Genomic DNA, 25,728 nt, shown 5'->3' with positions numbered 1-25,728 from the left:
TGAAAATCTCCAGTGAGGCATGGGGCCAGCGCAGCCTGCGGCAGCGGCTACGTCGTTTGTGGCGTATGGATTTGCGACAAGGTGCGCTTTACCGGCGACAGGGCTCTTGCTATACCTGTATATACAGGCTTATATAGCTACCCTCTCAACCTGACACCAGGACACCGCCATGCCCGCCACCCTGCAGATCCTGCCCGGCCATTTCGACCTCGACCAACTGCGCGCCATCTATCAGCACCAGGCTCCCTTCGAGCTCGACGCCTCGGCCCGGGATGTAGTGGCGGCCAGCGCCAACACCGTCAGCCAGATCATCGCCAACGAACGCACCGTCTACGGCATCAACACCGGCTTCGGCCTGCTGGCGCGCACCTCCATCGCCACCGATAAGCTGGCCAAGCTGCAGCGCAACCTGCTGCTGTCGCACTGCACCGGCACCGGCCCGCTGCTGGATGACGCCAGCGTCGGCCTGATCATGGCGCTCAAGGTGGCCTCCCTGGCCCGTGGCTTTTCCGGCGTGCGTTGGGAGCTGATCGAGGCGTTGCGCCAGCTGTATGCGGCCAAGGTGTTCCCGTGCATTCCGTCCCAGGGTTCGGTGGGCGCATCGGGCGACCTGGCGCCCCTGGCGCATATATCGGCGGTGCTGATTGGCGTCGGGCGCGTGCGCCATGAAGGCCGTGAGATGGACGCGGTCGAAGGCCTGGCCATCGCTGGCATGACGCCGCTGGAGCTCGGCCCGAAGGAAGGCCTGGCGCTGATCAACGGCACCCAGGTGTCCACCGCCCTGGCCCTGCGCGGGCTGTTCGCCGCAGAAAAACTGTTCAGCGCCGCCGTGGTTGCCGGCAGCCTGACCGTGGAAGCGCTGAAGGGCTCGGCGGTGCCGTTCGACCCACGTATCCAGGCGGTGCGTGGCCAGCCTGGGCAAATCGCCGCCGCGGCCTATTATCGCGACCTGCTGGGCGCCACCAGTGAGATCCGCCAGTCCCACGCCGACTGCAAGCGCGTGCAAGACCCTTATTCCCTGCGCTGCCAGCCGCAGGTGATGGGCGCCTGCCTGGATCATATGCGCTTTGCCGCCGGGGTATTCCTGCGCGAAGCCAACGCCGTGTCCGACAACCCGCTGGTGTTCAGCGCCGACGGTGACGTGCTGTCGGGCGGCAACTTCCACGCAGAACCGGTGGCCATGGCCGCCGACGTGCTGGCCCTGGCCATCTCGGAAATCGGCGCGCTGTCCGAGCGCCGCACCGCGCAGCTGGTGGACCCGGCGCTGTCCGGCCTGCCGGCGTTCCTGGTGCGCGAAGGAGGCCTGAACTCCGGGTTCATGATCGCCCAGGTCACCGCTGCCGCCCTGGCCTCGGAAAACAAGACCCTGGCCCACCCCGCCTCCATCGACAGCCTGCCCACTTCCGCCAACCAGGAAGACCACGTGTCCATGGCCACCTTCGCCGCCCGCCGCCTGCTGGACATGGCCGGCAACAGCAGCGCCGTGGTCGCCATCGAACTGCTGGGCGCAGCGCAGGGCATCGACCTGCTGGCACCGCTGCAGACCTCGCCAAAGCTCACCGAAGTCATGCACTTCATTCGCGAGGGCGTGGCCCACTACGACGAGGACCGCTACTTCGCCCCGGATATCGCCGCCGCCCGCAGCTGGGTGGAAGATGGCGTGTTTGGCCGCTGGCTGGCCTTCGCCGAGCTGTACCAGGGATGAACACCCGGCCAGCCCAGGCGCTGTACCAACGCGCCAAGGACTTCGTGCTGGACAAGGTCCACGCCGGGCACTGGAAGCCCGGTGACCTGATTGCCTCGGAAAACCAGCTGGTGCAGACCTTGGGCATGTCGCGCATGACCGTCAACCGCGCCCTGCGCGAGCTGGCCGAGGAAGGCCGGCTGGTGCGGGTCAACGGCGTGGGCACTTTCGTGGCCGAGCCCAAGCCGCAGTCCAACCTGATGCGCATCAGCAATATCGGCGACGAGATCCTCGCCCGTGGCCACCGTTATGAATGCCGCATGCTGCACATGGGGCGTGAAGCCGCGTCCCTGCAGGTGGCGGCGGCCATGGGCCTGGCCACCGGGGCATCGGTGTTTCACCTGCTGTGCGTGCACCTGGAGGAAGGGGTGCCGGTGCAGCTGGAAGATCGCTACGTGAACCCGGACCTGATCCCGCAGCTGCTGGCACAGGACTTTGGCGCCCAGCTGCAACCTGCCAGCTACCTGCTGCAGGTGATTCGCCCGGACGAGATGGAGCACATCGTCGAAGCCGGGCACCCCAGCGAGGAGGAAGCGCGGCTGCTGCAGATGGAGATGGATGAGGCGTGCCTGGTGCTGCTGCGGCGCACGTGGAATGCGGAGCGGGCGGTGACCTATGTGAAGCTCACCCATCCGTCTTCGCGGTATCGGCTAGGTAGCCGAATGACCGTCAAAGCCTGATACCCGTAGCCGCTGCCGCAGGCTGCGCTGGCCCTATGCCCCACTGGACTTTTTCAGCGTTCACAAGGGCCAGCGCAGCCTGGCGGCAGCGGCTACGGATCGTGTTTGGAGTCGGAGAAGTTTTTCAGGCATAAAAAAAGGCGTCCACGAGGGACGCCTTTTTTCTGAAGATGGTCGGGGTAAGGGGATTCGAACTCCTGACATCCTGCTCCCAAAGCAGGCGCGCTACCGGACTGCGCTATACCCCGGTACAAAAAAGGCACCCAGAAGGCGCCTTTTTTGATGCCTTCCAGTGTTACCCGGAAGGGCTTTTAAGATCTGACCCAGCGAACTGGAATCAAAAATGGTGGGTCGTGTGGGACTCGAACCTACGACCAATTGGTTAAAAGCCAACTGCTCTACCAACTGAGCTAACGACCCAAAAATGGTCGGGGTAAGGGGATTCGAACTCCTGACATCCTGCTCCCAAAGCAGGCGCGCTACCGGACTGCGCTATACCCCGATATGAAATTTGGCTCCGTGACCAGGACTCGAACCTGGGACCCAATGATTAACAGTCATTTGCTCTACCGACTGAGCTATCACGGAACTATCAATTTCAGTACTGCAAGTTTCGAACCTGTATTCCTACCGCTTCGAACTCTTCGGCTTTCCCGTATCGCTACGTTAGTGCCTCTGAGGCGCGCTATTCTACAACCTTCAAAACCCTTGTCAACCCCTAATTTTCATTCAACTTACTGAATTTCAAACTATTTTCAGATCCCGGTGCAGCGTGGTGATCTGTGGGTTGCCGTTACAGCGAGGCGAACTTTACTCAACCTTTTTGAGAAATGCAAATAGAAACATGCATTTAGCTGCAATTTTTTTCAAAGTGCCGATTTTCCAGGGCCGAAACGCCGTAGCCGCTGCCGCAGGCTGCGCTGGCCCTATGGCACACCTGTAATTTCCCGGGTGTACTACAGGGCCAGCGCAGCCTGGCGGCAGCGGCTACAGAGACTCAACCATCAGGCGAAGACGATTTCGTCGTCCGCAACGCTAGCAGTAATGGTCGTGCCCGGCAGGAACTGCCCGGACAGAATCAACTGCGCCAACGGGTTCTCGATCCAGCGCTGGATCGCGCGCTTCAGCGGCCGCGCGCCATACACCGGGTCGTAACCCACGGCAATCAGCTTGTCCAACGCCTCTTCGCTCAGCTCCAGGTTCAGCTCGCGCTCGGCCAGGCGGCGGCGCAGGCGGCCGAGCTGGATCTGCGTGATGCCGGCGATCTGGTCGCGCGCCAGCGGCTCGAACACCACCACCTCGTCGATACGGTTGATGAACTCCGGCCGGAAGTGCGAGCTTACCGCGTCCATCACTGCGGCACGCTGGGCCTCACGGTCCCCCACCAGCTCCTGGATCTGCGCGGAGCCCAGGTTGGAGGTCATCACGATCACGGTGTTGCGGAAGTCCACGGTGCGGCCCTGGTTGTCGGTCAGGCGGCCGTCGTCCAGCACCTGCAGCAGCACGTTGAACACGTCCGGGTGAGCCTTCTCCACTTCGTCCAGCAACACCACCGAGTACGGCCGGCGGCGCACGGCCTCGGTCAGGTAGCCGCCCTCTTCATAGCCGACGTAGCCCGGTGGTGCACCGATCAGGCGAGCTACGGAATGTTTCTCCATGAACTCGGACATGTCGATACGCACCATGGCCTCCTCGGTGTCGAACAGGAACTCGGCCAGGGCCTTGCACAGCTCGGTCTTGCCCACGCCGGTAGGGCCCAGGAACATGAACGAGCCGCTGGGGCGATCCGGGTCCGCCAGGCCGGCACGGGAGCGACGCACGGCACTGGAAACCGCTTCCACAGCCTCGTTCTGGCCGATCACGCGCTTGTGCAGCAGGCTTTCCATTTTCAGCAACTTCTCGCGCTCGCCTTCGAGCATCTTCGCCACCGGAATGCCGGTCCACTTCGACACTACCTCGGCGATCTCTTCCTCGGTGACCTTGCTGCGCAGCAACTGGTTGTCGCTCTTGCCGTGCTGGTCGACCATCTGCAGGCTGCGCTCCAGGTCAGGGATCACCCCGTACTGCAGCTCGGCCATGCGGCTGAGGTCGCCACGCCGGCGGGCGGCTTCCAGTTCCTGGCGCGACTGTTCGATTTTCTGCTGGATCTGCGCCGAGCCCTGCACTTCGGCTTTCTCCGAGGTCCAGATCTCTTCCAGGTCGGCGTACTCACGCTCGACGCGGGCGATTTCCTCGGTCAGCTTCTCCAGGCGCTTGATCGCCGCTTCGTCGTCTTCTTTCTTCAGGGCCTGGGACTCGACCTTGAGTTGAATCAGGCGACGCTCCAGGCGGTCCAGCACCTCGGGCTTGGAGTCAATTTCCATGCGGATGCGGCTGGCGGCTTCGTCGATCAGGTCGATGGCCTTGTCCGGCAGCTGGCGGTCGGTGATGTAGCGATGGCTGAGCTTGGCCGCGGCAATGATCGCGCCGTCGGTGATCGCCACCTTGTGGTGCACCTCGTAGCGCTCCTTCAGGCCGCGCAGGATGGCGATGGTGTCCTCCTCGCTCGGCTCGTCCACCAGCACTTTCTGGAAGCGCCGCTCAAGGGCCGCGTCCTTCTCTATATATTGGCGGTACTCGTTGAGCGTGGTGGCGCCCACGCAGTGCAGCTCGCCACGGGCCAGGGCCGGCTTGAGCATGTTGCCGGCGTCCATGGAGCCCTCGCCCTTGCCGGCGCCGACCATGGTGTGCAGCTCGTCGATGAACAGAATGATCTGCCCTTCCTGCTTGGACAGGTCGTTGAGCACGCCTTTGAGGCGCTCTTCGAACTCGCCGCGGAACTTGGCACCGGCGATCAGCGCGCCCATGTCCAGGGACAGCAGGCGCTTGCCGCGCAGGCCGTCCGGCACTTCGCCATTAATGATGCGCTGGGCCAGGCCCTCGACGATGGCGGTCTTGCCCACGCCCGGTTCGCCGATCAGCACGGGGTTGTTCTTGGTACGGCGCTGCAACACCTGGATGGTGCGACGAATTTCGTCGTCACGGCCGATAACCGGATCCAGCTTGCCCTCTTCGGCGCGCTTGGTCAGGTCGACGGTGAATTTTTCCAGGGACTTGCGCGAGTCTTCGGCGTTGGCGTCATTCACCGCTTCGCCGCCGCGCAGGTTGGTAATGGCGTTTTCCAGGGCTTTCTTGCTCACGCCCTGGCCGAGCAGCAGCTTGCCCAGCTTGCTGTTCTCGTCCATGGCCGCCAGCAGCACCAGCTCGCTGGAGATGAACTGGTCGCCTTTCTGCTGCGCCAGGCGGTCGGCCTGGTTGAGCAGGCGCGCCAGGTCCTGGGACATGTTGACGTCGCCGGTAGGGTTCTGGATTTTCGGCAGGCGGTCGAGCTCCTTGCTCAATTCCTTGCGCAGGCTGTTCACGTCGAAGCCCACCTGCATCAGCAGCGGCTTGATGGAACCGCCCTGCTGGTCGAGCAAGGCCTGCATCAAATGCGCAGGCTCGATGGCCGGGTGGTCCATGCCCACCGCCAGGGATTGGGCATCGGACAGCGCCAACTGCAACTTGCTGGTCAAACGGTCTATACGCATATGTCACCTTCCTATAGGGGCAGGCCGGAGCGATGGACACACCTGATGAAGAAAAACCTGCCTGAGATACCGATATAGATGGGGGGCATTGTTCAAGATTCAAGCGGCAGGGGCTTGACCCACATCAATAACGCACACTACCCGTAGCCGCTGCCGAAGGCTGCGCTGGCCCCGTGCCTCGCTGAAGATTTTCAGGGTTCACACAGGCCAGCGCAGCCTTGCGGCAGCGGCTACGAAGTGTCGTGGTCAGGCGTTATCGAGCCAGATCAGCGACGCGAAGCGGCCGGTCTGCGGCGCACGCCGGTAGGAGAAGAAGCGTAGATCCTCGATGGTGCATTCACCACCGCCGTACACCGCGGTAATGCCCATCGCCGCCAGGCGCAGGCGCGCCAGGGCGTAGATATCGGCCATGAACTTGCCCGGCGCGGCGCCCGGCACGAAGGCTGCGGCGGTCTGCGGGTGGCTGGCCATGAAGATGTCGCGCACCTCGGCGCCCACCTCGAAGTTGCGCGGGCCGATGGCCGGGCCCAGCCAGACCAGGATCTCGCTGGCCGGCACCGCCAGGCTTTCCGCCGTGGCCTCCAGCACCCCGGCGGCCAGCCCGCGCCAGCCGGCATGGGCAGCGCCCACGCGGGTGCCGGCGCGGTCGCAGAACAGCGCGGGCAGGCAGTCGGCGGTCATCACCGTGCAGGCGATGCCGGGGGTGGCCGTCCAGCTGGCGTCCGCCTCGGCGATGACCGCCGGGTTGGCGTGCGCCACGTGGATGCCGTGCACCTGCTTGAGCCACGCCGGCTGGATGCCGAACGTGCGCGTCAGGCGCAGGCGGTTCTCGGCCACCGCCGCGGGCGCGTCGCCCACGTGGTCACCGAGGTTGAAATGCTCGAAAGGCGCGGCGCTGACGCCGCCCTCTCGCGTGGTGACGCAGGCCTTCACGTTGGCCGGTGCCGGCCAATCGGGGAAAATCAGGTCCTGCGTCAGGTCACTCATCCGACGAACGCCTCGCGGTCCTGCTTGAGCAGCGACAGCAGCCAGACGAAGTCATCCGGCAGTGGCGATTCCCAGCTCATGCGCTGGCCGGTGGTGGGGTGTTCCAGCTCCAGGAAGCGCGCGTGCAGCGCCTGGCGCGGGAAGGTCTTCAGGGCATCGACCATGGTCGCGCTGGCGGCCGGCGGAATGCGGAAGCGCCCGCCGTAGGCCTGGTCACCCACCAACGGGAAGTTGATGTGCGACATGTGCACGCGGATCTGGTGGGTACGGCCGGTTTCCAGCTTGACCCGCACGTGGGTGTGCGAGCGGAAGCGCTCGAGCACGCGGTAGTGGCTGACGGCTGGCTTGCCGCCTTCCATGACCGCCATGCGCTGGCGCTGCTGGCCGTGGCGACCGATGGGGGCGTTGATCTTGCCCCCGGCGGTGACCACGCCGATGACGATGCACTCATAAATCCGACTGACGGTACGGCTTTGCAGCTGCGCGACCAGCTTGGTCTGCGCCTGGATGGTCTTGGCGACCACCATCAGGCCCGTGGTGTCCTTGTCCAGGCGGTGCACGATGCCGGCGCGCGGGACATTGATGATGTCCGGCACGTGGTGCAGCAAGGCGTTGAGCAGGGTGCCATCGGCGTGGCCAGCAGCCGGGTGCACCACCAGGCCCGCAGGCTTGTTGATGACCAGGATGTCGTCGTCCTCGTAGACGATGTCCAGCTCGATGTCCTGGGCGATCCACTCGCCCTGGGCTTCCTGTTCGGCGGAAAGGGCCAGGATGGCGCCGCCGTGAACGATGTCACGTGGGCGCAGCACGCCACCGTCCACGGTCAGGCGGCCTTCTTTGATCCAGGCGGAAAGGCGCGAGCGAGAGTGCTCGGCGAACAATTGTGCGGCGACTTGATCGAGGCGTTGGCCGCCCAATTCGGACGGTACCTCTGCGCTAAGTTGTATGATCTCGGACATGCTCGGACTGTGCGGCGGCACAGCCTTTGGTTTCGGCTGCACGCTTGTGGTTAAATACGGCGTCTTTTGCCCCGAGGCTTCCACGGGGCGCTCATCATAACAGGACGGTCACGCCCAAGACAGCGGCCGTCATAGGGACGCAAGCCGCCATGCAAGTGAAACACCTGCTGCTGATCGCCATCCTCGGACTCACGGCCGCCTGTTCGTCGAAGAAGGAAGTGGTCGACGAAAACCTGAGCGAAACCGAGCTGTACCAGCAGGCGCAGGCCGATCTGGACAACCACAGCTTCACCAGCGCCACCGCCAAGCTGAAGGCGCTGGACTCCCGCTATCCGTTCGGGCGCTACGCCGACCAGGCGCAGCTCGAGCTGATCTACGCCAACTACAAGAACTCCGAGCCTGAAGCGGCCAAGTCGGCTGCCGAGCGTTTCATTCGCCTGCACCCCCAGCACCCGAACGTCGACTACGCCTACTACCTCAAGGGCCTGACCTCGTTCGACCAGGACCGCGGCCTGCTGGCGCGCTTCCTGCCGCTGGACATGACCAAGCGTGACCCGGGTGCTGCCCGCGACTCCTACAACGAGTTCGCCCAGCTGACCAGCCGCTACCCCAACAGCCGCTACGCCCCTGACGCCAAGCAGCGCATGATCTACCTGCGCAACCTGCTGGCGGCCTACGAGATCCACGTGGCCGACTACTACCTGACCCGTCAGGCCTACGTCGCCGCCGCCAACCGTGGCCGCTACGTGGTGGAAAACTTCCAGGAAACCCCGTCCGTGGGTGACGGCCTGGCCGTGATGGTGGAAGCCTACCAGCGCATGGGCCTGGACGACCTGGCCGCCACCAGCCTGGAAACCCTGAAGCTGAACTACCCTGACCACCCGCAACTGGTGGACGGCAAGTTCGTGCCGCAACAGGCCGAGGCGGACAACCGCTCGTGGCTGACCAAGGCCACCCTGGGCCTGGTAGGCACCAGCGCACCGCTGCCACCGGGTGAGACCCGCGCCAACCAGGAACTGACCAAACAGTTCCAGGATGACAAGGACGCCATCCCGCACGAGCTGCTGCCAAAGGACCAGGGCGGTACCGCCGACGAGCCGGCCAAGCCGGTAGACGACGCACCGAAGAAGAAGCGCGGCTTCTTCAGCTACCTGACCTTCGGGCTGTTCGACTGAGCAACGCCGCAGCAAAAAAGAGGCCTTCGGGCCTCTTTTTTTGTATCCGCAGAAATATATTCAGCTGTAGCCACCCAGGCCATCAAAAAGATATCACCGCCGATACCCGGCACCGCTTGTCCCCTGCCCGGCCCGCTCCTACACTGCCGCATCTCCCTCAAGTTCGAGCCGCTGAACATGATTCGCCTGATTTTCTGGATCGCCATTGTCTTCGCCATCCTGTGGCTATGGCGCAAGGTCAAGCCACGGCCCCAGGGCCCGGCCCGCACCGGCAACGATCAGCCGCTGCTGATGGTGCGCTGCGCCCACTGTGGCGTGCACCTGCCGCAGAACCGCGCGCTGGGCAACGGCCAGCAGTGGTACTGCAGCCAGGCCCACCTGGACCAGGGCCCGGCGCCACGTGAGCGCTGAGACTTTCCTGCCGGGCGGCCCCCAGGCGCGGCGCCTGCTGCGCCTGTACCATCTGTACCGCCTGACCATCGGCATCACCCTGATCCTGCTGATTTCCAGCAACATGGATGACAAGCTGCTGGAGCTGGCCAACGGCGCCTGGTTCCGCACGGGCAGCTGGGCCTACCTGTTGTTCAACATCGCCGCCGTCATCCTCCTGGAAAAGCTGCGCCCGCCCGGCCACGTGTTCGCCCTGGCGCTGCTCGACATCCTCATGCTCTCGGGGCTGTTCTACGCCGGTGGCGGCACGGGCAGCGGCATTGGCAACCTGATGATCGCCTCGGTGGCCATGAGCAACTTGCTGCTGCGCGGGCGCAATGGCCTGCTGATCGCTGCGCTGGGCAGCATCGGCATCATCTACCTGACCTTCTACCTGAACTTCCTGCGCCCCAACTCCGCCACCAACTACGTGCAGGCCAGCACACTGGGGGTGCTGTGCTTTGCCGTGGCGCTGATGGTGCAGGCCCTGACGCGGCTGCTGCGGGTCAGCGAGAGCCTGGCCGAGCAGCGCGCCAGCGACGTCACCAACCTGGAAGAGCTCAACGCGCTGATCCTGCAGCGCATGCGCACCGGCATCCTGGTGCTGGATACGGTCAACCGCGTGCAGCTGGCCAACGAAGGCGCGCTCAAGCTGATCGGCCAGTTCAACCTGGGCGGCCAATTGATCACCGCCTACTCACCGGAGCTGGTGGAGCGCCTGCTACAGTGGCGCACCAACCCTACCCTGCGCCTGCGCAGCCTGAAGTTCACGCCCACCGGCCCTTCGGTGCAGCCCAGCTTCATCGCCCTGCGCCGCGGCGAGCAGCAGCAGACCCTGGTGTTCCTCGAAGACCTCTCGCAGGTCGCCCAACAGGCCCAGCAACTCAAGCTGGCTGCCCTGGGCCGGCTGACCGCGGGCATCGCCCATGAAATCCGCAACCCGCTGGGGGCCATCAGCCACGCCGGCCAGTTGTTGCAGGAGTCGGAAAACCTCGACCCCGCCGACCTGCGCCTGACCGAGATTATCAAGGACCAGTCCAAGCGCATGAACCTGATCATCGAGAACGTGCTGCAGCTGTCCCGGCGCCGCCAGGCCGAGCCCGAGCCGCTGGACCTGCGGGCGTTCCTCGAGCGCTTCCTCGCCGACTTCCGCACCACCGCCACGCCGCGCCAGGCCCTGCACCTGTACGTCACCGACGGGCCGATCGAGACCCGCATGGACCCGCACCACCTGACCCAGGTGCTCAGCAACCTGGTGGAAAACGGCCTGCGCTACAGCGCCCACGCCCATGGCCAGGCCCAGGTGTGGCTGAACCTGTTCGTCGACCCGACCAACGGCCTGCCGATTCTCGACGTGCTGGATGATGGCCCGGGGTTTTCAGCCGATCAACTGCAACACATCTTCGAACCTTTCTTCACCACCGAAACCAAAGGAACAGGATTGGGCCTCTACATTTCCCGTGAACTGTGCGAAAGCAACCAGGCGCACCTAGACTACAAGCCACGTGAACGCGGCGGCAGTTGCCTGCGTATCACGTTCGCCCATGCACGGAAGCTGAGTTGAACATGAGCCAACGGCAAAAGATCCTGATCGTCGACGATGAGCCGGATATCCGCGAACTCCTGGAAATCACCCTGGGCCGGATGAAACTCGACACGCGCAGCGCGCGCAACGTCAAGGAAGCCCGCGAGCTGCTGGCCCGCGAGCCGTTCGACCTGTGCCTGACCGACATGCGCCTGCCCGATGGCACTGGCCTTGAGCTGGTGCAACATATCCAGCAACGCTTTCCCCAGCTGCCGGTGGCGATGATCACCGCCTATGGCAGCCTCGACACCGCCATCAACGCCCTCAAGGCCGGTGCCTTCGACTTCCTGACCAAGCCCGTGGACCTGGCGCGCCTGCGCGAGCTGGTGGCCAGCGCCCTGCGCCTGCAAGGCCCGGCCGGCAGCGAGCAGAGCATCGACGACCGCCTGCTGGGCGACTCGCCACCGATGCTGGCCATGCGCAAGCAGATCGGCCGGCTGGCGCGCAGCCAGGCGCCGGTGTACATCAGTGGCGAGTCGGGCAGCGGCAAGGAGCTGGTGGCGCGGCTGATCCATGAGCAAGGCCCGCGCGCCGAACTGCCGTTCGTGCCGGTGAACTGCGGCGCCATTCCCTCGGAGCTGATGGAAAGCGAATTCTTCGGCCACCGTAAAGGCAGCTTTACTGGTGCCGTGGAAGACAAACCCGGGCTGTTCCAGGCCTCCAACGGTGGCACGTTGTTCCTCGACGAGGTCGCGGACCTGCCGCTGGCCATGCAAGTGAAACTGTTGCGCGCCATCCAGGAGAAGGCGGTGCGCAGCATCGGCGGCCAGAGTGAAGTGGTGGTGGACGTGCGCATCCTCTGCGCCACCCACAAGGACCTGAACGCCGAAGTGGCGGCCGGGCGTTTTCGCCAGGACCTCTACTACCGCCTCAACGTCATCGAACTGCGCGTGCCTTCCTTGCGCGAACGCCGCGAAGACATCGCCCTGCTGGCCACTCGCGTGCTCAAGCGCCTGGCCCACGGCAGCGGCCTGCCCCCGGCGCAACTGAGCCCGGCGGCGCTGGAAACCCTGAAGGGCTACCGTTTCCCCGGCAACGTGCGCGAGCTGGAGAACATGCTCGAACGCGCCTACACCCTGTGCGAGAACGAGCGTATCGAGCCCAGCGACCTGCGCCTGAGCGAATCGGCCCCGACCACCGAAGGCGGCCTGCCCGACCTGACCAATGTCGACAACCTGGAAGACTTCCTCGAGAACATCGAGCGCAAGCTGATCCTGCAAGCCCTGGAAGAAACCCGCTGGAACCGCACGGCAGCGGCGCAACGGCTGAGCCTGTCGTTCCGGTCGATGCGTTACCGCCTGAAAAAGCTGGGGCTGGAGTAAACCCCACGAACTACGCAGCGCCCGTGACGCGGCCTGTGGCCGCTGCTACGGGGTTAGGCCAAACGTTCGGTGGGGTTGTAGGGGGCGGGGTCGATGATCGGCTCGCGCCCCAGCATCAGGTCGGCGAACAGCTGGCACGAGGCCGGCGCCAGCACCAGGCCGTTGCGGTAGTGGCCACAGTTGAGCCACAAACCCTCGAAACCTTCCAGCCGGCCAATGAACGGGATGCCTTCCGGCGACCCTGGCCGCAAGCCCGCCCAGTGTTTCACCGGCGTCGCCTGCGCCAGCGCCGGCAACAGTTCCACGGCCGAAGCCTTGAGGCTTTCCAGCGCACTGACGGTCGGCGTCTTGTCGTAACCTTCATGCTCCAGCGTGCTGCCCACCAGGATATGCCCGTCGCGCCGCGGGATCGCGTAGCGCCCTTTGGCCAGCACCATGCTCGGCAGGAAGTCCGCCTCGCACTTGAACAAAATCATCTGGCCCTTCACCGGCTCCACCGGCAAACGCACGCCCAGGCTTTCCAGCAGGTCGCCGCTCCAGGCGCCAGCGGTCAGCACCACCTGGTCGGCACGTAGCACGCCCTCGGCCGTGTCCACCCCGACCACTGCCTGCCCGTCGCGCAGGAACCCGCGCACCTCGCAATGCTCACGCACGGTGACGTTGGCGCAAGCCAGCAGCGCCGCCTTCAGCGACTTCACCAGGCGCGGGTTGCGCACGTTGGCCACGTCGGCCATGTACACCGCGCTGCGGTAGCCACCGCCCAGCACTGGCACGGCGTCGTAGGCGGCGGAAATATCCACCTTGCTCAGGGGCCGGTTCAACCGCGCCGCCCAAGCCAGGGCCTCGTCCTCATCAGGCAGGTCCAACCAGTACAGGCCGGTGGTGTGCACCTCGGGGTCGATGCCGGTGTTGGCGAACAACCGCGCGCCCAATTGCGGGTAGAAGTCCTGGGACCAATGCGCCAGCGCCGTCACTGCCGCGCTGTAGCGCCAGGGGTACAGCGGCGAGACGATGCCGCCACCGGCCCACGACGACTCCTGGCCAAGACCCGAACGGTCCAGCAGGGTGATATGGCCCACGTGGGGGGCCAGGTTGAGGGCGGTCAGCAGGCCGATGACGCCGCCGCCGACGATGATCAGTTCTTGTTGTGTGGGCATGCTTGGTCCAAGGGTGAAAAGGTGATCAACGGCCCCAGCAGGTGGCCAGGCTGGTGGAGCCGCTGACAGTGCGGGTGCCATCCTGCTGCAGGGTAAAGATGCCGCAGGTATCAGATGCCATCAAGGTACCGGCAATCGGCGTGGCTGTCAGGGTATAAGTGGTCGCCAGGCGGCTGGTGAACTGCACGGTGTACCAGGCGTTGCTCGACGGCGGCGTGAAGCTCGAGGTGCCATCGGCGTAAGAACCGGTCTTAGAATAGAAGCGCTCCAGGTTCTGCGCCGTCTCCGACATAAGCTCGACGATCTCCGCCCGGTGTGTGCGCCTCACGTAGTTGGTGTATGAGGGATAGGCAATGGCGGCCAGGATGCCAACGATCGCCACCACGACCATCAGTTCTACCAAGGTAAAGCCAGCTGTCTTGCTACGCATGCTCATGTTCCTTCATTGAATTTGCCGCCACATGATCCGCCCTGGCGACGTTGTCACCCCCAGCTCCCCTTGGGACTTTTTCTCGCCACTGGACAGGTTGACGATTTTCACCTGGGCGCCATTGGTCGAAAGGATGGCGTTGATGTTGGGGATACCCGTCGAGTAGTAAACCCCGGCGACGATAGTGTCACTTGAATTGACCAGCAGGTCCCCCGTGGTGTCCAGCACCGGGTAGCTGAACATGCTGCCATTGATGGCGTCCAGCTCCACAAGGTAGCCCGAGCCCTGGCTGGAACAGGGGTCGGTGGTATCGACGTAGGCAGTGGTGAAGATGATCCGCCCGTTGGTGGTCAGTGCCGGGTAGATCACCCGCTGGCCGGTCAGCTGGGTACCCAGCACCAGCGGCAGGTACCAGCCCTTGAGCGAGGCATAGTTGGTGGCCGTCGTGGATGTCAGCAAGTACTGGCTGGTGCCCACGGTGGTGATGGCGGTGATCGACTGGGGCTGCAGGTTGGCCACGGTGTAGTTGCCGGCACCGTTGTCGGCGTCCCACACCGCGTAGAACCCCTGGGCGGCGGTGGTGGTCTTGTCCGCTGTTTCCAGCAGCTTGCCAGTGCCGAAGTACACCATCTTGCCGCTGGTGGTGTTGTTGATCAGCAGCGGTTGCGCGGTAATGGGCTGGTTGGCGCCGCCTGGGGCGGTGAACAGCGGGTTGCCGGAAAACGCCACGCCCCAGCTGGCCGTGGAAGTGCTGCTGAGGTCGAACTTCCACATGTGCCCCAGCAGGTCGCCGCCGTAGGCAGCCTGCACCACGTTGGAGGCGTTGACCTTGAGCTTCACCGACGACAGCCCATTGCTGCCGTTGGTACTCTCGGCGACGATCTCCTTGATCAGCGCACCGGTGGCCAGGTTCACCACGAACAGCGAAGCCACGCCTTTGGTGCTGCCATAGCCGTTGGCGATGAACGCGGCCCAGGTGCCATCGGGCATGCGCGCCACTTCCGGCTTCGAATAGGCGTAGCCCAGGTTGGCGAACGCCGTGGCGGTGTCGGGGCGTAATTCCCACAGCGCCTTGACCACGTTGCCGGCGGTGGCGTCGTACAGCTGGATAGCCTCGTAGGCCTTGCCACCGGCCCCGGTGCCTCCCAGGGCCAGGGTCTTCCAGCCGCTGTTGATCTGCGCATCGTAGATGCCTATCTGCCCATCGTTGAGGAACGCGTGGGCAGTGCCATTGATGTAGCCGGTGTCCGACACCTTGTACAACGATGCCAGCGCTGTCGAGGGCATGTAGGCGTAGGTCCGCGCGCCTGTTGCGGCGTTGAGGACGTTGGTGTAGCCGTCGTTGGCGTTGACCACAAGGCTGGCGGTCATGCCGACGGCCTTGGTGGCCAGGTAGGCCGTGTAGGTGGTGTCGTTGGTCAGGTCCGAAGCGGTTTGCGCGGTGGGCGACGCCAGGGCCAGGGTCGAGTTGATGATATCGCCCATCAGCACGCTGCGCGTGCGCAGCCCGGTGATGTTGGTGCCCTGGCTCCAGGCCACCAGGTTGGCACCGGTGATGCCGGTGGGCAGGTTGGCGTTGAGCACCGTCTGCTGCGCGCTCGAGTAGTTGCCGTAGGCCATGGTGATGGGCGCGGCGGTGCTGGTGTTGTACGACTCGAACAGCGGCGTGATAGTGCCTGCCGCCATGGTGGTGTTGGTGGTCCAGGTGGGCGTGGTGCCGATGACCCCAGTACTGCTAAGTGGGTAGTTGTTGACGATGCCGCGCCAGTCCACCGGGTCATACAGGGTCTGGTAATAGGCCGTGCTCGCGCTCAGGGTGGATGAACTGGTGGTACCGGCGCCCCCGGAGCCCGCCTTGGAGGTGATGTCGCTCAACGCCGAAGACAACGCGGTGGTCAGCGTGGCGCTGTCGGTGGCCAGGTAATACTTGCCGTGGCCATAGCTGGCGGTGTCGAGCAGCATCTGGTTGCTGGCGGTGAAACCCACGGCGTAGGTCGACATGTTCTGCGTGGGGAAATCCACCGCGTCCCAGCTCTTGCCGGCGGCATCGGTGCCGTTGCTGGCAGTGCGCATGTCGATGTCGTAGGCGAACTTGGCAAGGTCATCAAGGTACAGCGTGTCGCCCTCGGCATCGCCGTTGAGGTTGTTGCCGTCGTTGTTGATGCCGTCCCAGTTGGGCAGGTTTTTGCCACCCAGAGGATCGTTGGTCGGGAACGTCCGGTCATAGGTGGGCAGGCCGTCAGTGATCACCACGCCGAAGTTTTTCTGGCAGCGCCACTGGATGGGGCTGGTGTAGGTGTTGGGCGTGGAGTTGTAGTACGGCGCCATGCCGCGCATGTAGCGGGTGATTTCGTAGTAGGTCTCTGCCAGCGGCGTGTTGGAACTGGCGGTCAGCGCGGCGATCGAGTTCTTCAGGTTGTTGAAGTTGCTGTCCGCCGTGGCCTGGCTGACGGCGGTCACCGTACCGCTTGCCGCCACCGGCGACAGGTCACTGATGGCCTGGGCGATCTTGCCGCCGGGGCCGGGGTCGGAGTTGGTCGGCGGGTTGAAGGTGGCCAGGCCGATGCGCAGCGCCCGGTTGGCGGTGATCAGGCTGGTGGCCACGCTGATGGCCGTGAGGATCCGCGTGCTGTTGGTCACCGTGATGGTGTTGCCGGCTATGGCTTGCGCTACCAGGTAGTTGATGTAGTTGATCGGGTAGCGGGTCAGGCCGCTGCCACGGGGGTCGGGTAGCGTCAGGCAGAGCACGGTGGTGGCGTTCTTGTAGAACGAATATTGGCCGCTGCTGCAGTAGGAGGTGCTGAGATTGCCCACGAACACGTAGTCGGCGCTGCCGTTGCTGATGGCGTTACCCGGGGCATAGCCACCACAGATGAACAAGATGCACCCACGCGTTACCGCGTAGCTGGTGGGGTAAGTCAGCGCGGAGTTGAAGCCCGAGTCCATCAGGATGCTGTCCATGCTGCCGGAGTTGTCCACCAGCAGCATGAGGTTGGGCGGCACGGCGGCGGCGCTCAACAGCGGCGAAGTCGAGGGCGCGAACGCGTCAGCCGGGGTGCCGATGAACAGGGTCAGCACCAACCCCATGAGCAGGCTCAGCCACCGTGGCAATGGCTGCTTGTTACTTGACATAGATGCTCTCCACCACGCTGCGCGGGTTGGTCGTGGCTACCGCAGTGAAACCGATGGCCGTGATGCGATAGAGCGAGGCGCTGGTGGTACCCGAGGTGTTGTTCACCGGATCGCTGGTGGTGCCCACCAACTGCACGCCGTAGAAACCGGTGGTGCCCACGGCGACCCAGGTGATGCCCGCAGTGCCGTACACCCCTGCAGCAGTGACGTTGTTGTAGTCCGACGCTGGCGGCGGCGCGCAGCCGGCGACGCCCGAGCAGGCCGTGAGGCTGTACGAGGTGGCGGCCACCGCGTTTTCACCCACGCGCAGTGCGGCTTCGGCAGCCTGGAAAGTGGTGTTGCGGGTCTGCGCGCTACTGGCCATCTTTTCCTGCATCGTCGCGTTCTGCATGGACGAGACGCCGATCATAGTGATCAGCAGGAGCATGACCAGTGCCACTAACAACACCATGCCCTGCTGCCTTCCGCCGCCAGGGGCGCAGCTGATATTTCGCAGGTTGCTCAAGGGCGCCTCCTTCAGGGCAAGCGGTTGCGAATGCCCGCCACGGCCGCGAACGTGCGCGGCTGCAATCGGCCATTGGGGTCGGTGAGGGTCAAGCTGATCCGCACACTGCGGATCAGGCCGGGCGTGACGGGTGCGGCGCTGTAGGACGTGATGGGGCTGGAAAGGCTGGTGTCGGTGGCCACGCCGAACATCACGCCGAAGCTGCTGACATTGCTCAGCAACGTGTACGCCGTGGTACCAACGGTGGTGGTCAAGGTCTGCGCGCTGCTGTTGTAGGTGTAGATGACCTTGCGGATCGGCAATGCCATCTGCCCGGTGCCCGCGGCCTTGGCGCCGCCGTAGGCCGTGGCCGGGCTGGTGATGCAATCGGTGAGAATTGTCCAATTGGGTACGCCACCACTGCTGCCGACGTCACCGGTAATCAGCGTCAACACTTGCGTGGTGCCAGTGGTGACGTAGCTGATCGGCGTGGCAGCTGCCAGCTGGAAATCAGGGGCACTGGCATCGGCCGTCACCGTGGCGATGCAGCCGAACATGCCCACCATACGCACCTCCTGGAGCATTTTGCTGAGACCGTAGCGGGCGTCTTCCTGCATTGCCGCGGCGGCGTTCTGCGCAAGATAGGTATTTTTTGCGGAGACAAAAATCTGCGTCACCCCCAGCAGAATGACCAGCCCCAGGGTCAGCGCCACCATCAACTCGATCAGCCCGAAGCCGGCTGCCTGCTTTCTCATTGGGTCACCGTGGCGTTGTTGAAAGCTCTGGAGACCAGCGTGAAGGTCTGCGTGGTGGTGGGGTTGGTTACCGTGGTGGCATTGATGGCGTTGAGTGACATTCCGGCACGCGAATCATCCCAGGTAATAGTGATGGTAATCACGTTGCTGGCGATGGCAATGGTGCCTTCCCCCGTGTTGTTGCTGAAGGTGGCGATATTGCTCTTGAAGTCGGACCAGTCGTACGCTCGCGGGTTGGTGGTGTCGGTGCTGGTCGCTACGGCCTTGGCCGAGGCCAGGCTGTAATTCGCCCCACTGTTGGCGCGGATACGGTCCAGCATGTCATAGGCTATGAAGCTTGCCTGGGTACGCATGGATGAACTGTCGGTGTATTTCAAGGCATTGAGCTGGATGGCCGCTGCCCCCAGCAAGCCGATGCACATCACCAGCAAGGCCACCAGCACCTCAATAAGGGAGAAGCCCCGCTGTATGGGTTTCAAGCTCATGAGCATACCCCGCTCAATACCACGCGCCCGTTCAGGCATACCCCAAGGTTGCGGGTGACCGTAGCCTGGGTGTAGGTGAACGTGAGCGCGGCCGCCGGGTAGGTCAGCCCCCCAAGGTTGTTGAACTCGATGTAGGTGGGTGCCGTGTTGAACGTCAGGCCCGCACTGCTGGACATGCCCGGTATGACCCGCAATGTAGTACCCGTGGAGCTCAGGGTGATGTTCAGCACGCCGGTCCAGACGCCTGGGCTGGCCGGCGTGATACGCACGCTCAAGCCGCGATTGATGGCTTCCAGCCGGGTGTAGTTGAGGGCCCGGTACAGGTCACCGGTCTCGGAGTCGGCGCGGTTGTTGGCGATGAGCTTACTGAAGGAAGGCAATGCGACAGCGGCCATGATCGCCAGTACCGCTACGGTCACCACCATCTCCACCATGGTAAATCCATTACGTCTTGAATCCATTTTCCCCACTCCCCCCGGATGCGCTGGACTATAAACCAGCAGTGCCTGCGCCAAAGCACGGCACAGGATATACGGTTGTTCCAGAGGGATCAGCGTTCATCTGTACAAAGACGTCTCGGGTTTGCCACGCAAGGAGCACAGGCATGCACCAACAAGGTTTTTCACTGCTGCAATTGATGATCGCCACGGCGGTCGCCGGGGTGCTGATGCATCTGGCCCTCCCCCACTACCAGGGCATGACCCAGGCACTGCGCCGCCAGGTGCTGGCGCAGGAGCTGCACGACAGCCTGCGTGCCACGCGCACCGAGGCGGTGCTGCGCGGCCGCGATGTGCTGATGCATCCACTGGAAGGCAACTGGGCCAATGGCTGGCGGATCGTGGTGGCGCCTGACGAGGCGGTGCTACGGGTGCACCAGGGCAACCCCAAGGTGCGGGTACAAGGCAACGGCCCGGTGCGCGGCCAGGTGCGCTTCAATGCCAATGGCTGGGGAAGGCTGGAAGGCGGCGGCTTTCTGGCCGGTACTATCCATGTGTGCGATGGGCTGGGCTACAGCGATTATCAGGTGGTGGTGGCCATGTCCGGCCGCGTGCACCTGACAAACAAAAGGGCCCATGAGGCCCTTTGTTCAGTACAACGTTCAGATCGCCTTGACGCGTAGTTCCTTGGGCATCGAGAACGTGATGTTCTCCGGGCGGCCGTCCAGTTCCTCGGCGCCCGTGGCGCCCCACGCGTGCAGCTGGTCGATCACGCCGCGCACCAGCACTTCGGGTGCCGACGCGCCGGCGGTGATGCCGATGCGCTGCACGCCGTCGAACCAGGCCTTTTGCATGTCCTCGGCACCGTCGATCAGGTACGCCGGGGTGGCCATGCGCTCGGCCAGCTCGCGCAGGCGGTTGGAGTTGGAGCTGTTGGGGCTGCCCACTACCAGCACCACGTCGCACTCGTCTGCCAGCTGCTTGACCGCGTCCTGGCGGTTTTGCGTGGCGTAGCAGATGTCGTCCTTGCGCGGGCCGCCGATGTTGGGGAAGCGTGCGCGCAGGGCGTCGATGACGCGACTGGTGTCGTCCATCGACAGGGTGGTCTGGGTGACGAAGGCGAGGTTGTCGGGGTTGCGCACATCGAGCGTGGCCACGTCCTTCTCGTCTTCCACCAGGTAGATGGTGCCACCGTTGCTGGCGTCGTACTGGCCCATGGTGCCTTCCACCTCGGGGTGGCCGGCGTGGCCGATCAGGATGCATTCGCGGCCGTCACGGCTGTAGCGGGCGACCTCGATGTGCACCTTGGTCACCAGCGGGCAGGTGGCGTCGAACACCTTCAGGCCCCGGCCAGCGGCTTCCTGGCGCACGGCCTGGGAAACCCCGTGGGCGCTGAAGATGACGATGACGTCGTCCGGCACCTGGTCCAGTTCCTCGACGAAGATGGCCCCGCGGTTGCGCAGGTCCTCGACCACGAACTTGTTGTGCACCACTTCATGGCGCACGTAGATCGGCGGGCCGAAGACTTCCAGGGCGCGGTTGACGATTTCGATCGCCCGGTCCACGCCAGCGCAGAAGCCACGGGGGTTGGCGAGTTTGATTTGCATGCTAGGCCTCGTGTCAGCGCGCTGGCGTCAGGCTCAAAGAGCCTTGACGTCGATGATTTCCACTTCGAAGTTCAGGGTCTTGCCAGCCAGCGGGTGGTTGAAGTCGACGGTCACTTGCGCGTCGTCGAACGCTTTCACCACGCCAGGCAGTTCAGTATTGGCCGCGTCGTTGAAAATCACCAGCAGGCCTTCCGACAGCTCCATGTCCTGGAACTGGGAGCGTGGCATGATTTGCACGTTCTGCGGGTTGGGCTGACCGAAGGCGTTCTCCGGCGGCACGACCACGGTGCGCTTGTCCCCGGCCTTGAAGCCGAAGATGGCGGCCTCGAAGCCTGGCAGCAGGTTGCCGTCGCCCACCTTGAACACGGCCGGGGCCTTGTCGAAGGTGCTGTCGACGGTGTCACCGTTTTCCAGGTGCAAGGCGAAGTGCAGGGTCACTTCGGTGTTTTGAGCGATACGCTGCTCAGTCATTGACCGCTTCTCCGGTTTTCTTGCTCTTGAACATATCCAGGGCCAGCATCACGGCGCCCACGGTAATGGCGCTGTCGGCCAGGTTGAACGCCGGGAAGTACCAGCGGTTCTGCCAGTGCACCAGCACGAAGTCGATCACGTGGCCCAGTACGATGCGGTCGTACAGGTTGCCCAGCGCGCCGCCCAGTACCAGCACCAGCGCCACGGCCAGCCAGTTCTCGTTGCGCCCCAGGCGCTTGAGCCACACCAGCAGCACGGCGCTGACCACCACGGCGATCAGCGCGAATAGCCAGCGCTGCCAGCCCGAGCTGTCAGCCAGGAAGCTGAACGCCGCACCGGTGTTGTAGGCCAGGGTCCAGCTGAAGTAGTCGGGAATGACCACCATCTGCTGGTACAGGCTCAGGTTGCTCTGGAAGTAGAACTTGCTGGCCTGGTCGAGGACCAGGACCAGCACGCTCAGCCAGAGCCAGCCCAGGCGCCCGAAGCGCCCGGCATCGGCCTTAGGCATAGTGACGTACCTCACCGGCACCGCTGATGTTGTCGACGCAACGGCCGCAGATTTCCGGATGCTCGGCGTTCACGCCGATGTCATCGCGGAAGTGCCAGCAACGGGCGCACTTGGTGTAGCCGGACTTGACCACTTTCAGCTTCAGGCCCGCCACTTCGGTGACCACGGCATCGGCCGGGGCATCGACGAACGGCGCGACCGTGGCCTTGGAGGTGATCAGCACGAAGCGCAGCTCGTTGCCCAGCTTGGCCAGGTCGGCGCTCACGGTTTCGTCGGCGTACAGGGTGACCTCGGCCTGCAGGTTGCCACCGATGGCTTTCGCCGCACGCTGGTTTTCCAGTTCCTTGTTGACCGCGGTCTTCACCGCCATCACGCCTTCCCAGTACTGGCGACCCAGCTCGAAGCCTTCCGGCAGTTCGGTCAGGCCCTGGTACCAGGTGTTGAGCATCACCGATTCGTTGCGCTCGCCCGGCAGGTACTGCCACAGCTCGTCGGCGGTGAACGCCAGGATCGGCGCGATCCAGCGCACCAGCGCCTCGGAAATGTGGAACAGCGCGGTCTGGCACGAACGGCGCGCGGTGCTGTTGGCGCCGGTGGTGTACTGGCGGTCCTTGATGATGTCCAGGTAGAAGCCACCCAGCTCCTGCACGCAGAAGTTGTGGATCTTGGAGTACACGTTCCAGAAGCGGTATTCGCCGTAGTGCTCTTCCAGCTCGCGCTGCAGCAGCAGGGCGCGGTCGACGGCCCAGCGGTCCAGGGCGATCATTTCCTCGGCCGGCAGCAGGTCGGTGGCCGGGTTGAAGCCCGACAGGTTCGACAGCAGGAAGCGCGCGGTATTGCGGATACGACGGTAGGCGTCGGCGCTGCGCTGCAGGATGGTGTCCGACACGGCCATTTCGCCCGAGTAGTCGGTGGCCGATACCCACAGGCGCATGATGTCGGCGCCCAGGGTGTCGTTGACCTTCTGCGGGGCGATGACGTTGCCCAGCGACTTGGACATCTTGCGGCCGTTCTCGTCCACGGTGAAGCCGTGGGTCAGCAGCTCGCGGTACGGCGCGTGGTTGTCGATGGCGCAGCCGGTCAGCAGCGACGAGTGGAACCAGCCGCGGTGCTGGTCGCTACCTTCCAGGTACAGGTCGGCGCGCGGGCCGGTCTCGTGGCCCATCGGGTGCGAACCGCGCAGCACGTGCCAGTGGGTGGTGCCGGAGTCGAACCACACGTCCAGGGTGTCGCTGATCTTGTCGTACTGGGCCGCTTCGGCGCCCAGCAGCTCGGTGGCGTCCAGCTTGAACCAGGCCTCGATGCCCTCCACTTCAACGCGCTTGGCGACTTCTTCCATCAGCTCGACGGTGCGTGGGTGCAGCTCGCCGCTTTCCTTGTGCAGGAAGAACGGGATCGGCACGCCCCAGTTGCGCTGACGCGAGATGCACCAGTCCGGACGGTTGGCGATCATCGAGTGCAGGCGCGCCTGGCCCCAGGCCGGGACGAACTTGGTCTCTTCGATGGCTTTCACCGCGCGGTTGCGCAGGGTGGCGCCTTCGACCGGCTGCTTGTCCATGCCCACGAACCACTGCGCGGTGGCGCGGTAGATCAGCGGGGTCTTGTGACGCCAGCAGTGCATATAGCTGTGGCTGATGGTCTCGGTGTTCATCAGCGCGCCGACTTCGGCCAGCTTGGCGATGATGTTCGGGTTGGCCTTCCAGATGAACTGGCCACCGAAGAACTCCAGCGAGTCCACGTACACGCCGTTGCTCTGCACCGGGTTGAGGATGTCGTCGTTGACCATGCCGTACTTCTTGCAGGTCACGAAGTCGTCTTCACCGTAGGCAGGCGCCGAGTGAACCACGCCGGTGCCGGCGCCCAGTTCCACGTACTCGGCCAGGTAGACTGGCGAAGTGCGGTGGTAGAACGGGTGCTGGAAGTGAATGTTTTCCAGGGCCGAACCCTTGGCGGTGGCAATCACGTTACCGGTCAGGCCGTAGCGGCTCAGGCAGGCTTCCACCAGCTCTTCGGCCAGGATCAGCAGGCGGTCACCGACGTCCACCAGGGCGTAGGTGAAGTCCGGGTGCACGTTCAGCGCCTGGTTGGCCGGGATGGTCCACGCGGTGGTGGTCCAGATGACGATGGCGGCGGTCTTTTCCAGGCCCGGCAGGCCGAACGCGTCGGCCAGGCTCTGCTGGTCGGCGACGTTGAAGGCTACGTCGATGGTGTCGGATTTCTTGTCCTGGTATTCCACTTCCGCCTCGGCCAGGGCCGAACCGCAGTCGAAGCACCAGTTCACAGGCTTCAGGCCCTTGAACACGAAGCCGTTCTTGACCATTTCCGCCAGGGCACGGATCTCGCCGGCCTCGTTGGTGAAGTTCATGGTCTTGTACGGGTTGGCCCAGTCACCCAGCACACCCAGGCGGATGAACTCGGCCTTCTGGCCCTCGATCTGCTCGCTGGCGTAGGCGCGGCACAGTTCGCGGGTCTTGTCGGCGCCCAGGTTCTTGCCGTGGGTGACTTCGACCTTGTGCTCGATCGGCAGGCCATGGCAGTCCCAGCCCGGCACGTACGGCGCATCGAAGCCGGCCAGGGTCTTGGAACGAATGATCATGTCCTTGAGGATCTTGTTGACCGCATGACCGATGTGAATGCTGCCGTTGGCGTACGGAGGACCGTCGTGCAGGACGAACTTTGGACGGTCCTTGCCAATCTCACGCAGCTTCTGGTACAGGCCAATGCTGTCCCAGCGCTGCAGAGTTTGCGGCTCGCGCTGGGGCAGGCCGGCCTTCATTGGGAAGGCGGTGTCCGGAAGGTTTAGCGTGGCTTTGTAGTCGGTCATTTCAGGCTCTTGGGTTAGCAGTTGGCCGATGCTCAAGGGCATAGGCTCGGGCGGCGGCGACATCCGCATCGATCGCCGACTTCAGCGCCTCAAGGGAGGCGAAACGCTGCTCATCACGCAGCTTGTGGTGGAATACCACCGTCAAACGCCGGCCATAGAGGTCACCGGCAAAGTCCAGCAAATGTACTTCCAGGTGGGCACTGCCATCACCTGCAACGGTTGGCCGCACGCCTATGTTGGCGACTCCCGGCCATAGCGTGCCGTCGATTTCGGCGCTTACCTGGTATACCCCGGTAAACGGCACGCGACGGCGCTTGAGCTGCACGTTGGCGGTGGGCCAGCCCAATTGGCGGGCCAGCTTCTGGCCGTGCAGCACCCGCCCGGCAATGCGGTACGGGCGGCCGAGCAGTTGCTCGGCCAGGGAAAAATCGGCGGCGGCCAGGGCCTTGCGCACCTGCGTGCTGCTGACGCGCACGCCATCGAGCTCGACGGTCTGCGCCGCTTCCACGGTGAAGCCCTGGACCACGCCTGCCTGCATCAGGAAGTCGAAGTCGCCCAGGCGGTCGCAGCCGAAGCGGAAGTCATCCCCCACTTCCAGGTGCTGCACACCCAGGCCATCGACCAATATGGTGTCGACGAACTCGGCGGCACTGAGCTTGCTCAGGCGCTGGTTGAAGGCCAGGCACAGCACCCGGTCCACGCCCTCCTCGGCCAGCAGCGCGAGCTTGTCACGCAGGCGCGCCAGGCGTGCCGGGGCCGTCTCGGGGGCGAAGTACTCGCGCGGCTGCGGCTCGAAGATCACCACGCAGCTGGGCACGCCCAGCTCCAGGGCACGCTCGCGCAGCCGCGCCAGGATAGCCTGGTGGCCACGGTGAACACCGTCAAAGTTGCCAATAGTGGCGACACAGCCCCGATGTTGGGGCCGCAGGTTGTGGAGGCCTCGAACCAGCTGCATAACGCGCTTCTTGCTCATAAAGTGGCCGATTAT

General features: G+C 64.2%; 22 protein-coding genes and 4 tRNA genes. 7 read left to right on the top strand and 19 right to left on the bottom strand.

Features of this window, described 5'->3' with window-relative positions:
• Positions 1 to 169 precede the first annotated feature (169 nt).
• Together hutH and hutC are read left to right on the top strand one after the other, a co-directional pair.
• Positions 170 to 1,705: a histidine ammonia-lyase gene (gene hutH, locus ACWKWX_RS00905; RefSeq protein ID WP_483826824.1), complete on the top strand. Its 1,536-nt coding sequence runs from the start codon at positions 170 to 172 to the stop codon at positions 1,703 to 1,705.
• Complete coding sequence (gene hutC, locus ACWKWX_RS00900; RefSeq protein ID WP_416426940.1) at positions 1,702 to 2,424, top strand: histidine utilization transcriptional repressor HutC; 723 nt, start codon at positions 1,702 to 1,704, stop codon at positions 2,422 to 2,424. Before hutH ends, hutC begins: the two co-directional genes overlap by 4 nt.
• 171 nt (positions 2,425 to 2,595) lie before the next feature.
• Here hutC and ACWKWX_RS00895 read toward each other — a convergent pair.
• The 7 genes from ACWKWX_RS00895 to rluD form a co-directional block, all read right to left on the bottom strand.
• Positions 2,596 to 2,672: transfer RNA gene (locus ACWKWX_RS00895), tRNA-Pro, on the bottom strand.
• A 96-nt stretch (positions 2,673 to 2,768) separates the two neighbouring features.
• Positions 2,769 to 2,844: transfer RNA gene (locus ACWKWX_RS00890), tRNA-Lys, on the bottom strand.
• A 5-nt stretch (positions 2,845 to 2,849) separates the two neighbouring features.
• A tRNA-Pro gene (locus ACWKWX_RS00885) sits at positions 2,850 to 2,926 on the bottom strand.
• A gap of 10 nt (positions 2,927 to 2,936) precedes the next feature.
• Positions 2,937 to 3,012, bottom strand: a tRNA-Asn gene (locus ACWKWX_RS00880).
• Positions 3,013 to 3,428: 416 nt separating this feature from the next.
• Positions 3,429 to 5,993, bottom strand: a complete 2,565-nt coding sequence (gene clpB / locus ACWKWX_RS00875; protein ID WP_416426941.1) for an ATP-dependent chaperone ClpB — start codon at positions 5,991 to 5,993, stop codon at positions 3,429 to 3,431.
• A 246-nt stretch (positions 5,994 to 6,239) separates the two neighbouring features.
• Positions 6,240 to 6,980, bottom strand: a complete 741-nt coding sequence (gene pgeF, locus ACWKWX_RS00870) for a peptidoglycan editing factor PgeF (RefSeq protein WP_416426942.1) — start codon at positions 6,978 to 6,980, stop codon at positions 6,240 to 6,242.
• Positions 6,977 to 7,939, bottom strand: coding sequence for a 23S rRNA pseudouridine(1911/1915/1917) synthase RluD (gene rluD / locus ACWKWX_RS00865; RefSeq protein WP_416426943.1), 963 nt, complete (start codon positions 7,937 to 7,939; stop codon positions 6,977 to 6,979). Before rluD ends, pgeF begins: the two co-directional genes overlap by 4 nt.
• A 149-nt stretch (positions 7,940 to 8,088) precedes the next feature.
• Here rluD and ACWKWX_RS00860 point away from each other — a divergent pair, with 149 nt between their 5' ends.
• From ACWKWX_RS00860 to ACWKWX_RS00845, 4 genes are all read left to right on the top strand, one after another.
• Positions 8,089 to 9,114 (top strand): outer membrane protein assembly factor BamD, encoded by a 1,026-nt coding sequence (locus ACWKWX_RS00860; protein WP_416426944.1) that lies wholly within the window; start codon positions 8,089 to 8,091, stop codon positions 9,112 to 9,114.
• Positions 9,115 to 9,291: 177 nt separating this feature from the next.
• Complete coding sequence (locus ACWKWX_RS00855; RefSeq protein ID WP_473004506.1) at positions 9,292 to 9,525, top strand: PP0621 family protein; 234 nt, start codon at positions 9,292 to 9,294, stop codon at positions 9,523 to 9,525.
• The gene (locus tag ACWKWX_RS00850) at positions 9,515 to 11,107 is read left to right on the top strand and encodes a sensor histidine kinase (protein ID WP_416426946.1); all 1,593 of its coding nucleotides are present in this window, start codon (positions 9,515 to 9,517) and stop codon (positions 11,105 to 11,107) included. The genes ACWKWX_RS00855 and ACWKWX_RS00850 overlap by 11 nt, the downstream gene beginning before the upstream one ends.
• A gap of 2 nt (positions 11,108 to 11,109) precedes the next feature.
• Entirely contained in the window at positions 11,110 to 12,450 is a 1,341-nt protein-coding gene (locus ACWKWX_RS00845) for a sigma-54-dependent transcriptional regulator (RefSeq protein WP_416426947.1), read from the top strand.
• Between the two features lie 53 nt (positions 12,451 to 12,503).
• Here ACWKWX_RS00845 and thiO read toward each other — a convergent pair whose 3' ends face one another.
• The 7 genes from thiO to ACWKWX_RS00810 all read right to left on the bottom strand — a co-directional run bounded on the left by thiO (position 12,504) and on the right by ACWKWX_RS00810 (position 19,354).
• Positions 12,504 to 13,607: a glycine oxidase ThiO gene (gene thiO, locus ACWKWX_RS00840; RefSeq protein ID WP_483826823.1), complete on the bottom strand. Its 1,104-nt coding sequence runs from the start codon at positions 13,605 to 13,607 to the stop codon at positions 12,504 to 12,506.
• Between the two features lie 25 nt (positions 13,608 to 13,632).
• Positions 13,633 to 14,037 (bottom strand): type IV pilin protein, encoded by a 405-nt coding sequence (locus ACWKWX_RS00835; protein WP_416426949.1) that lies wholly within the window; start codon positions 14,035 to 14,037, stop codon positions 13,633 to 13,635.
• 12 nt (positions 14,038 to 14,049) lie between these two features.
• Complete coding sequence (locus tag ACWKWX_RS00830; protein ID WP_483826822.1) at positions 14,050 to 17,169, bottom strand: pilus assembly protein; 3,120 nt, start codon at positions 17,167 to 17,169, stop codon at positions 14,050 to 14,052.
• Entirely contained in the window at positions 17,159 to 17,620 is a 462-nt protein-coding gene (locus ACWKWX_RS00825) for a pilus assembly PilX family protein (protein WP_483826952.1), read from the bottom strand. Before ACWKWX_RS00825 ends, ACWKWX_RS00830 begins: the two co-directional genes overlap by 11 nt.
• Positions 17,621 to 17,685: 65 nt before the next feature.
• Positions 17,686 to 18,408: a PilW family protein gene (locus ACWKWX_RS00820; protein WP_483826821.1), complete on the bottom strand. Its 723-nt coding sequence runs from the start codon at positions 18,406 to 18,408 to the stop codon at positions 17,686 to 17,688.
• Positions 18,405 to 18,893 (bottom strand): type IV pilus modification protein PilV, encoded by a 489-nt coding sequence (gene pilV, locus ACWKWX_RS00815; protein ID WP_483826951.1) that lies wholly within the window; start codon positions 18,891 to 18,893, stop codon positions 18,405 to 18,407. The genes ACWKWX_RS00820 and pilV overlap by 4 nt, the downstream gene beginning before the upstream one ends.
• Entirely contained in the window at positions 18,890 to 19,354 is a 465-nt protein-coding gene (locus ACWKWX_RS00810) for a GspH/FimT family pseudopilin (RefSeq protein WP_483826820.1), read from the bottom strand. Before ACWKWX_RS00810 ends, pilV begins: the two co-directional genes overlap by 4 nt.
• Before the next feature lie 143 nt (positions 19,355 to 19,497).
• Here ACWKWX_RS00810 and ACWKWX_RS00805 point away from each other — a divergent pair, with 143 nt between their 5' ends.
• Positions 19,498 to 20,013: a GspH/FimT family pseudopilin gene (locus ACWKWX_RS00805; protein ID WP_483826819.1), complete on the top strand. Its 516-nt coding sequence runs from the start codon at positions 19,498 to 19,500 to the stop codon at positions 20,011 to 20,013.
• Here the strand turns inward: ACWKWX_RS00805 and ispH are convergent.
• The 5 genes from ispH to ribF are packed head-to-tail and all read right to left on the bottom strand — an operon-like array spanning position 19,993 to position 25,695.
• The gene (ispH, locus tag ACWKWX_RS00800; RefSeq protein ID WP_483826818.1) at positions 19,993 to 20,937 is read right to left on the bottom strand and encodes a 4-hydroxy-3-methylbut-2-enyl diphosphate reductase; all 945 of its coding nucleotides are present in this window, start codon (positions 20,935 to 20,937) and stop codon (positions 19,993 to 19,995) included. The two genes, ACWKWX_RS00805 and ispH, sit on opposite strands and share 21 nt — an antisense overlap.
• Before the next feature lie 33 nt (positions 20,938 to 20,970).
• Complete coding sequence (fkpB, locus tag ACWKWX_RS00795) at positions 20,971 to 21,408, bottom strand: FKBP-type peptidyl-prolyl cis-trans isomerase (RefSeq protein ID WP_416426955.1); 438 nt, start codon at positions 21,406 to 21,408, stop codon at positions 20,971 to 20,973.
• Entirely contained in the window at positions 21,401 to 21,916 is a 516-nt protein-coding gene (gene lspA / locus ACWKWX_RS00790) for a signal peptidase II (protein ID WP_416426956.1), read from the bottom strand. The genes fkpB and lspA overlap by 8 nt, the downstream gene beginning before the upstream one ends.
• A complete protein-coding gene (gene ileS, locus ACWKWX_RS00785; protein ID WP_483826817.1) occupies positions 21,909 to 24,740 on the bottom strand; it encodes an isoleucine--tRNA ligase in 2,832 nt (943 codons plus the stop codon). Before ileS ends, lspA begins: the two co-directional genes overlap by 8 nt.
• A 1-nt stretch (position 24,741) precedes the next feature.
• The gene (gene ribF / locus ACWKWX_RS00780; RefSeq protein ID WP_483826816.1) at positions 24,742 to 25,695 is read right to left on the bottom strand and encodes a bifunctional riboflavin kinase/FAD synthetase; all 954 of its coding nucleotides are present in this window, start codon (positions 25,693 to 25,695) and stop codon (positions 24,742 to 24,744) included.
• Positions 25,696 to 25,728: the final 33 nt, after the last annotated feature.

The organism is Pseudomonas imperatae, assembly GCF_057128625.1.
This window is presented reverse-complemented; position numbering and strand designations above follow the sequence as displayed.

What these genes read in the sequence shown, in the direction of transcription:
- hutH (WP_483826824.1), top strand. Translation starts at nt 170, where the DNA reads ATGCCCGCCACCCTGCAGATCCTGCCCGGCCATTTCGACCTCGACCAA.
- hutC (WP_416426940.1), top strand. Translation starts at nt 1,702, where the DNA reads ATGAACACCCGGCCAGCCCAGGCGCTGTACCAACGCGCCAAGGACTTC.
- clpB (WP_416426941.1), bottom strand. Translation starts at nt 5,993, where the DNA reads ATGCGTATAGACCGTTTGACCAGCAAGTTGCAGTTGGCGCTGTCCGAT.
- pgeF (WP_416426942.1), bottom strand. Translation starts at nt 6,980, where the DNA reads ATGAGTGACCTGACGCAGGACCTGATTTTCCCCGATTGGCCGGCACCG.
- rluD (WP_416426943.1), bottom strand. Translation starts at nt 7,939, where the DNA reads ATGTCCGAGATCATACAACTTAGCGCAGAGGTACCGTCCGAATTGGGC.
- ACWKWX_RS00860 (WP_416426944.1), top strand. Translation starts at nt 8,089, where the DNA reads ATGCAAGTGAAACACCTGCTGCTGATCGCCATCCTCGGACTCACGGCC.
- ACWKWX_RS00855 (WP_473004506.1), top strand. Translation starts at nt 9,292, where the DNA reads ATGATTCGCCTGATTTTCTGGATCGCCATTGTCTTCGCCATCCTGTGG.
- ACWKWX_RS00845 (WP_416426947.1), top strand. Translation starts at nt 11,110, where the DNA reads ATGAGCCAACGGCAAAAGATCCTGATCGTCGACGATGAGCCGGATATC.
- thiO (WP_483826823.1), bottom strand. Translation starts at nt 13,607, where the DNA reads ATGCCCACACAACAAGAACTGATCATCGTCGGCGGCGGCGTCATCGGC.
- ACWKWX_RS00835 (WP_416426949.1), bottom strand. Translation starts at nt 14,037, where the DNA reads ATGCGTAGCAAGACAGCTGGCTTTACCTTGGTAGAACTGATGGTCGTG.
- ACWKWX_RS00830 (WP_483826822.1), bottom strand. Translation starts at nt 17,169, where the DNA reads ATGTCAAGTAACAAGCAGCCATTGCCACGGTGGCTGAGCCTGCTCATG.
- ACWKWX_RS00825 (WP_483826952.1), bottom strand. Translation starts at nt 17,620, where the DNA reads ATGGTGTTGTTAGTGGCACTGGTCATGCTCCTGCTGATCACTATGATC.
- ACWKWX_RS00820 (WP_483826821.1), bottom strand. Translation starts at nt 18,408, where the DNA reads ATGAGAAAGCAGGCAGCCGGCTTCGGGCTGATCGAGTTGATGGTGGCG.
- pilV (WP_483826951.1), bottom strand. Translation starts at nt 18,893, where the DNA reads ATGAGCTTGAAACCCATACAGCGGGGCTTCTCCCTTATTGAGGTGCTG.
- ACWKWX_RS00810 (WP_483826820.1), bottom strand. Translation starts at nt 19,354, where the DNA reads ATGGATTCAAGACGTAATGGATTTACCATGGTGGAGATGGTGGTGACC.
- ACWKWX_RS00805 (WP_483826819.1), top strand. Translation starts at nt 19,498, where the DNA reads ATGCACCAACAAGGTTTTTCACTGCTGCAATTGATGATCGCCACGGCG.
- ispH (WP_483826818.1), bottom strand. Translation starts at nt 20,937, where the DNA reads ATGCAAATCAAACTCGCCAACCCCCGTGGCTTCTGCGCTGGCGTGGAC.
- fkpB (WP_416426955.1), bottom strand. Translation starts at nt 21,408, where the DNA reads ATGACTGAGCAGCGTATCGCTCAAAACACCGAAGTGACCCTGCACTTC.
- lspA (WP_416426956.1), bottom strand. Translation starts at nt 21,916, where the DNA reads ATGCCTAAGGCCGATGCCGGGCGCTTCGGGCGCCTGGGCTGGCTCTGG.
- ileS (WP_483826817.1), bottom strand. Translation starts at nt 24,740, where the DNA reads ATGACCGACTACAAAGCCACGCTAAACCTTCCGGACACCGCCTTCCCA.
- ribF (WP_483826816.1), bottom strand. Translation starts at nt 25,695, where the DNA reads ATGCAGCTGGTTCGAGGCCTCCACAACCTGCGGCCCCAACATCGGGGC.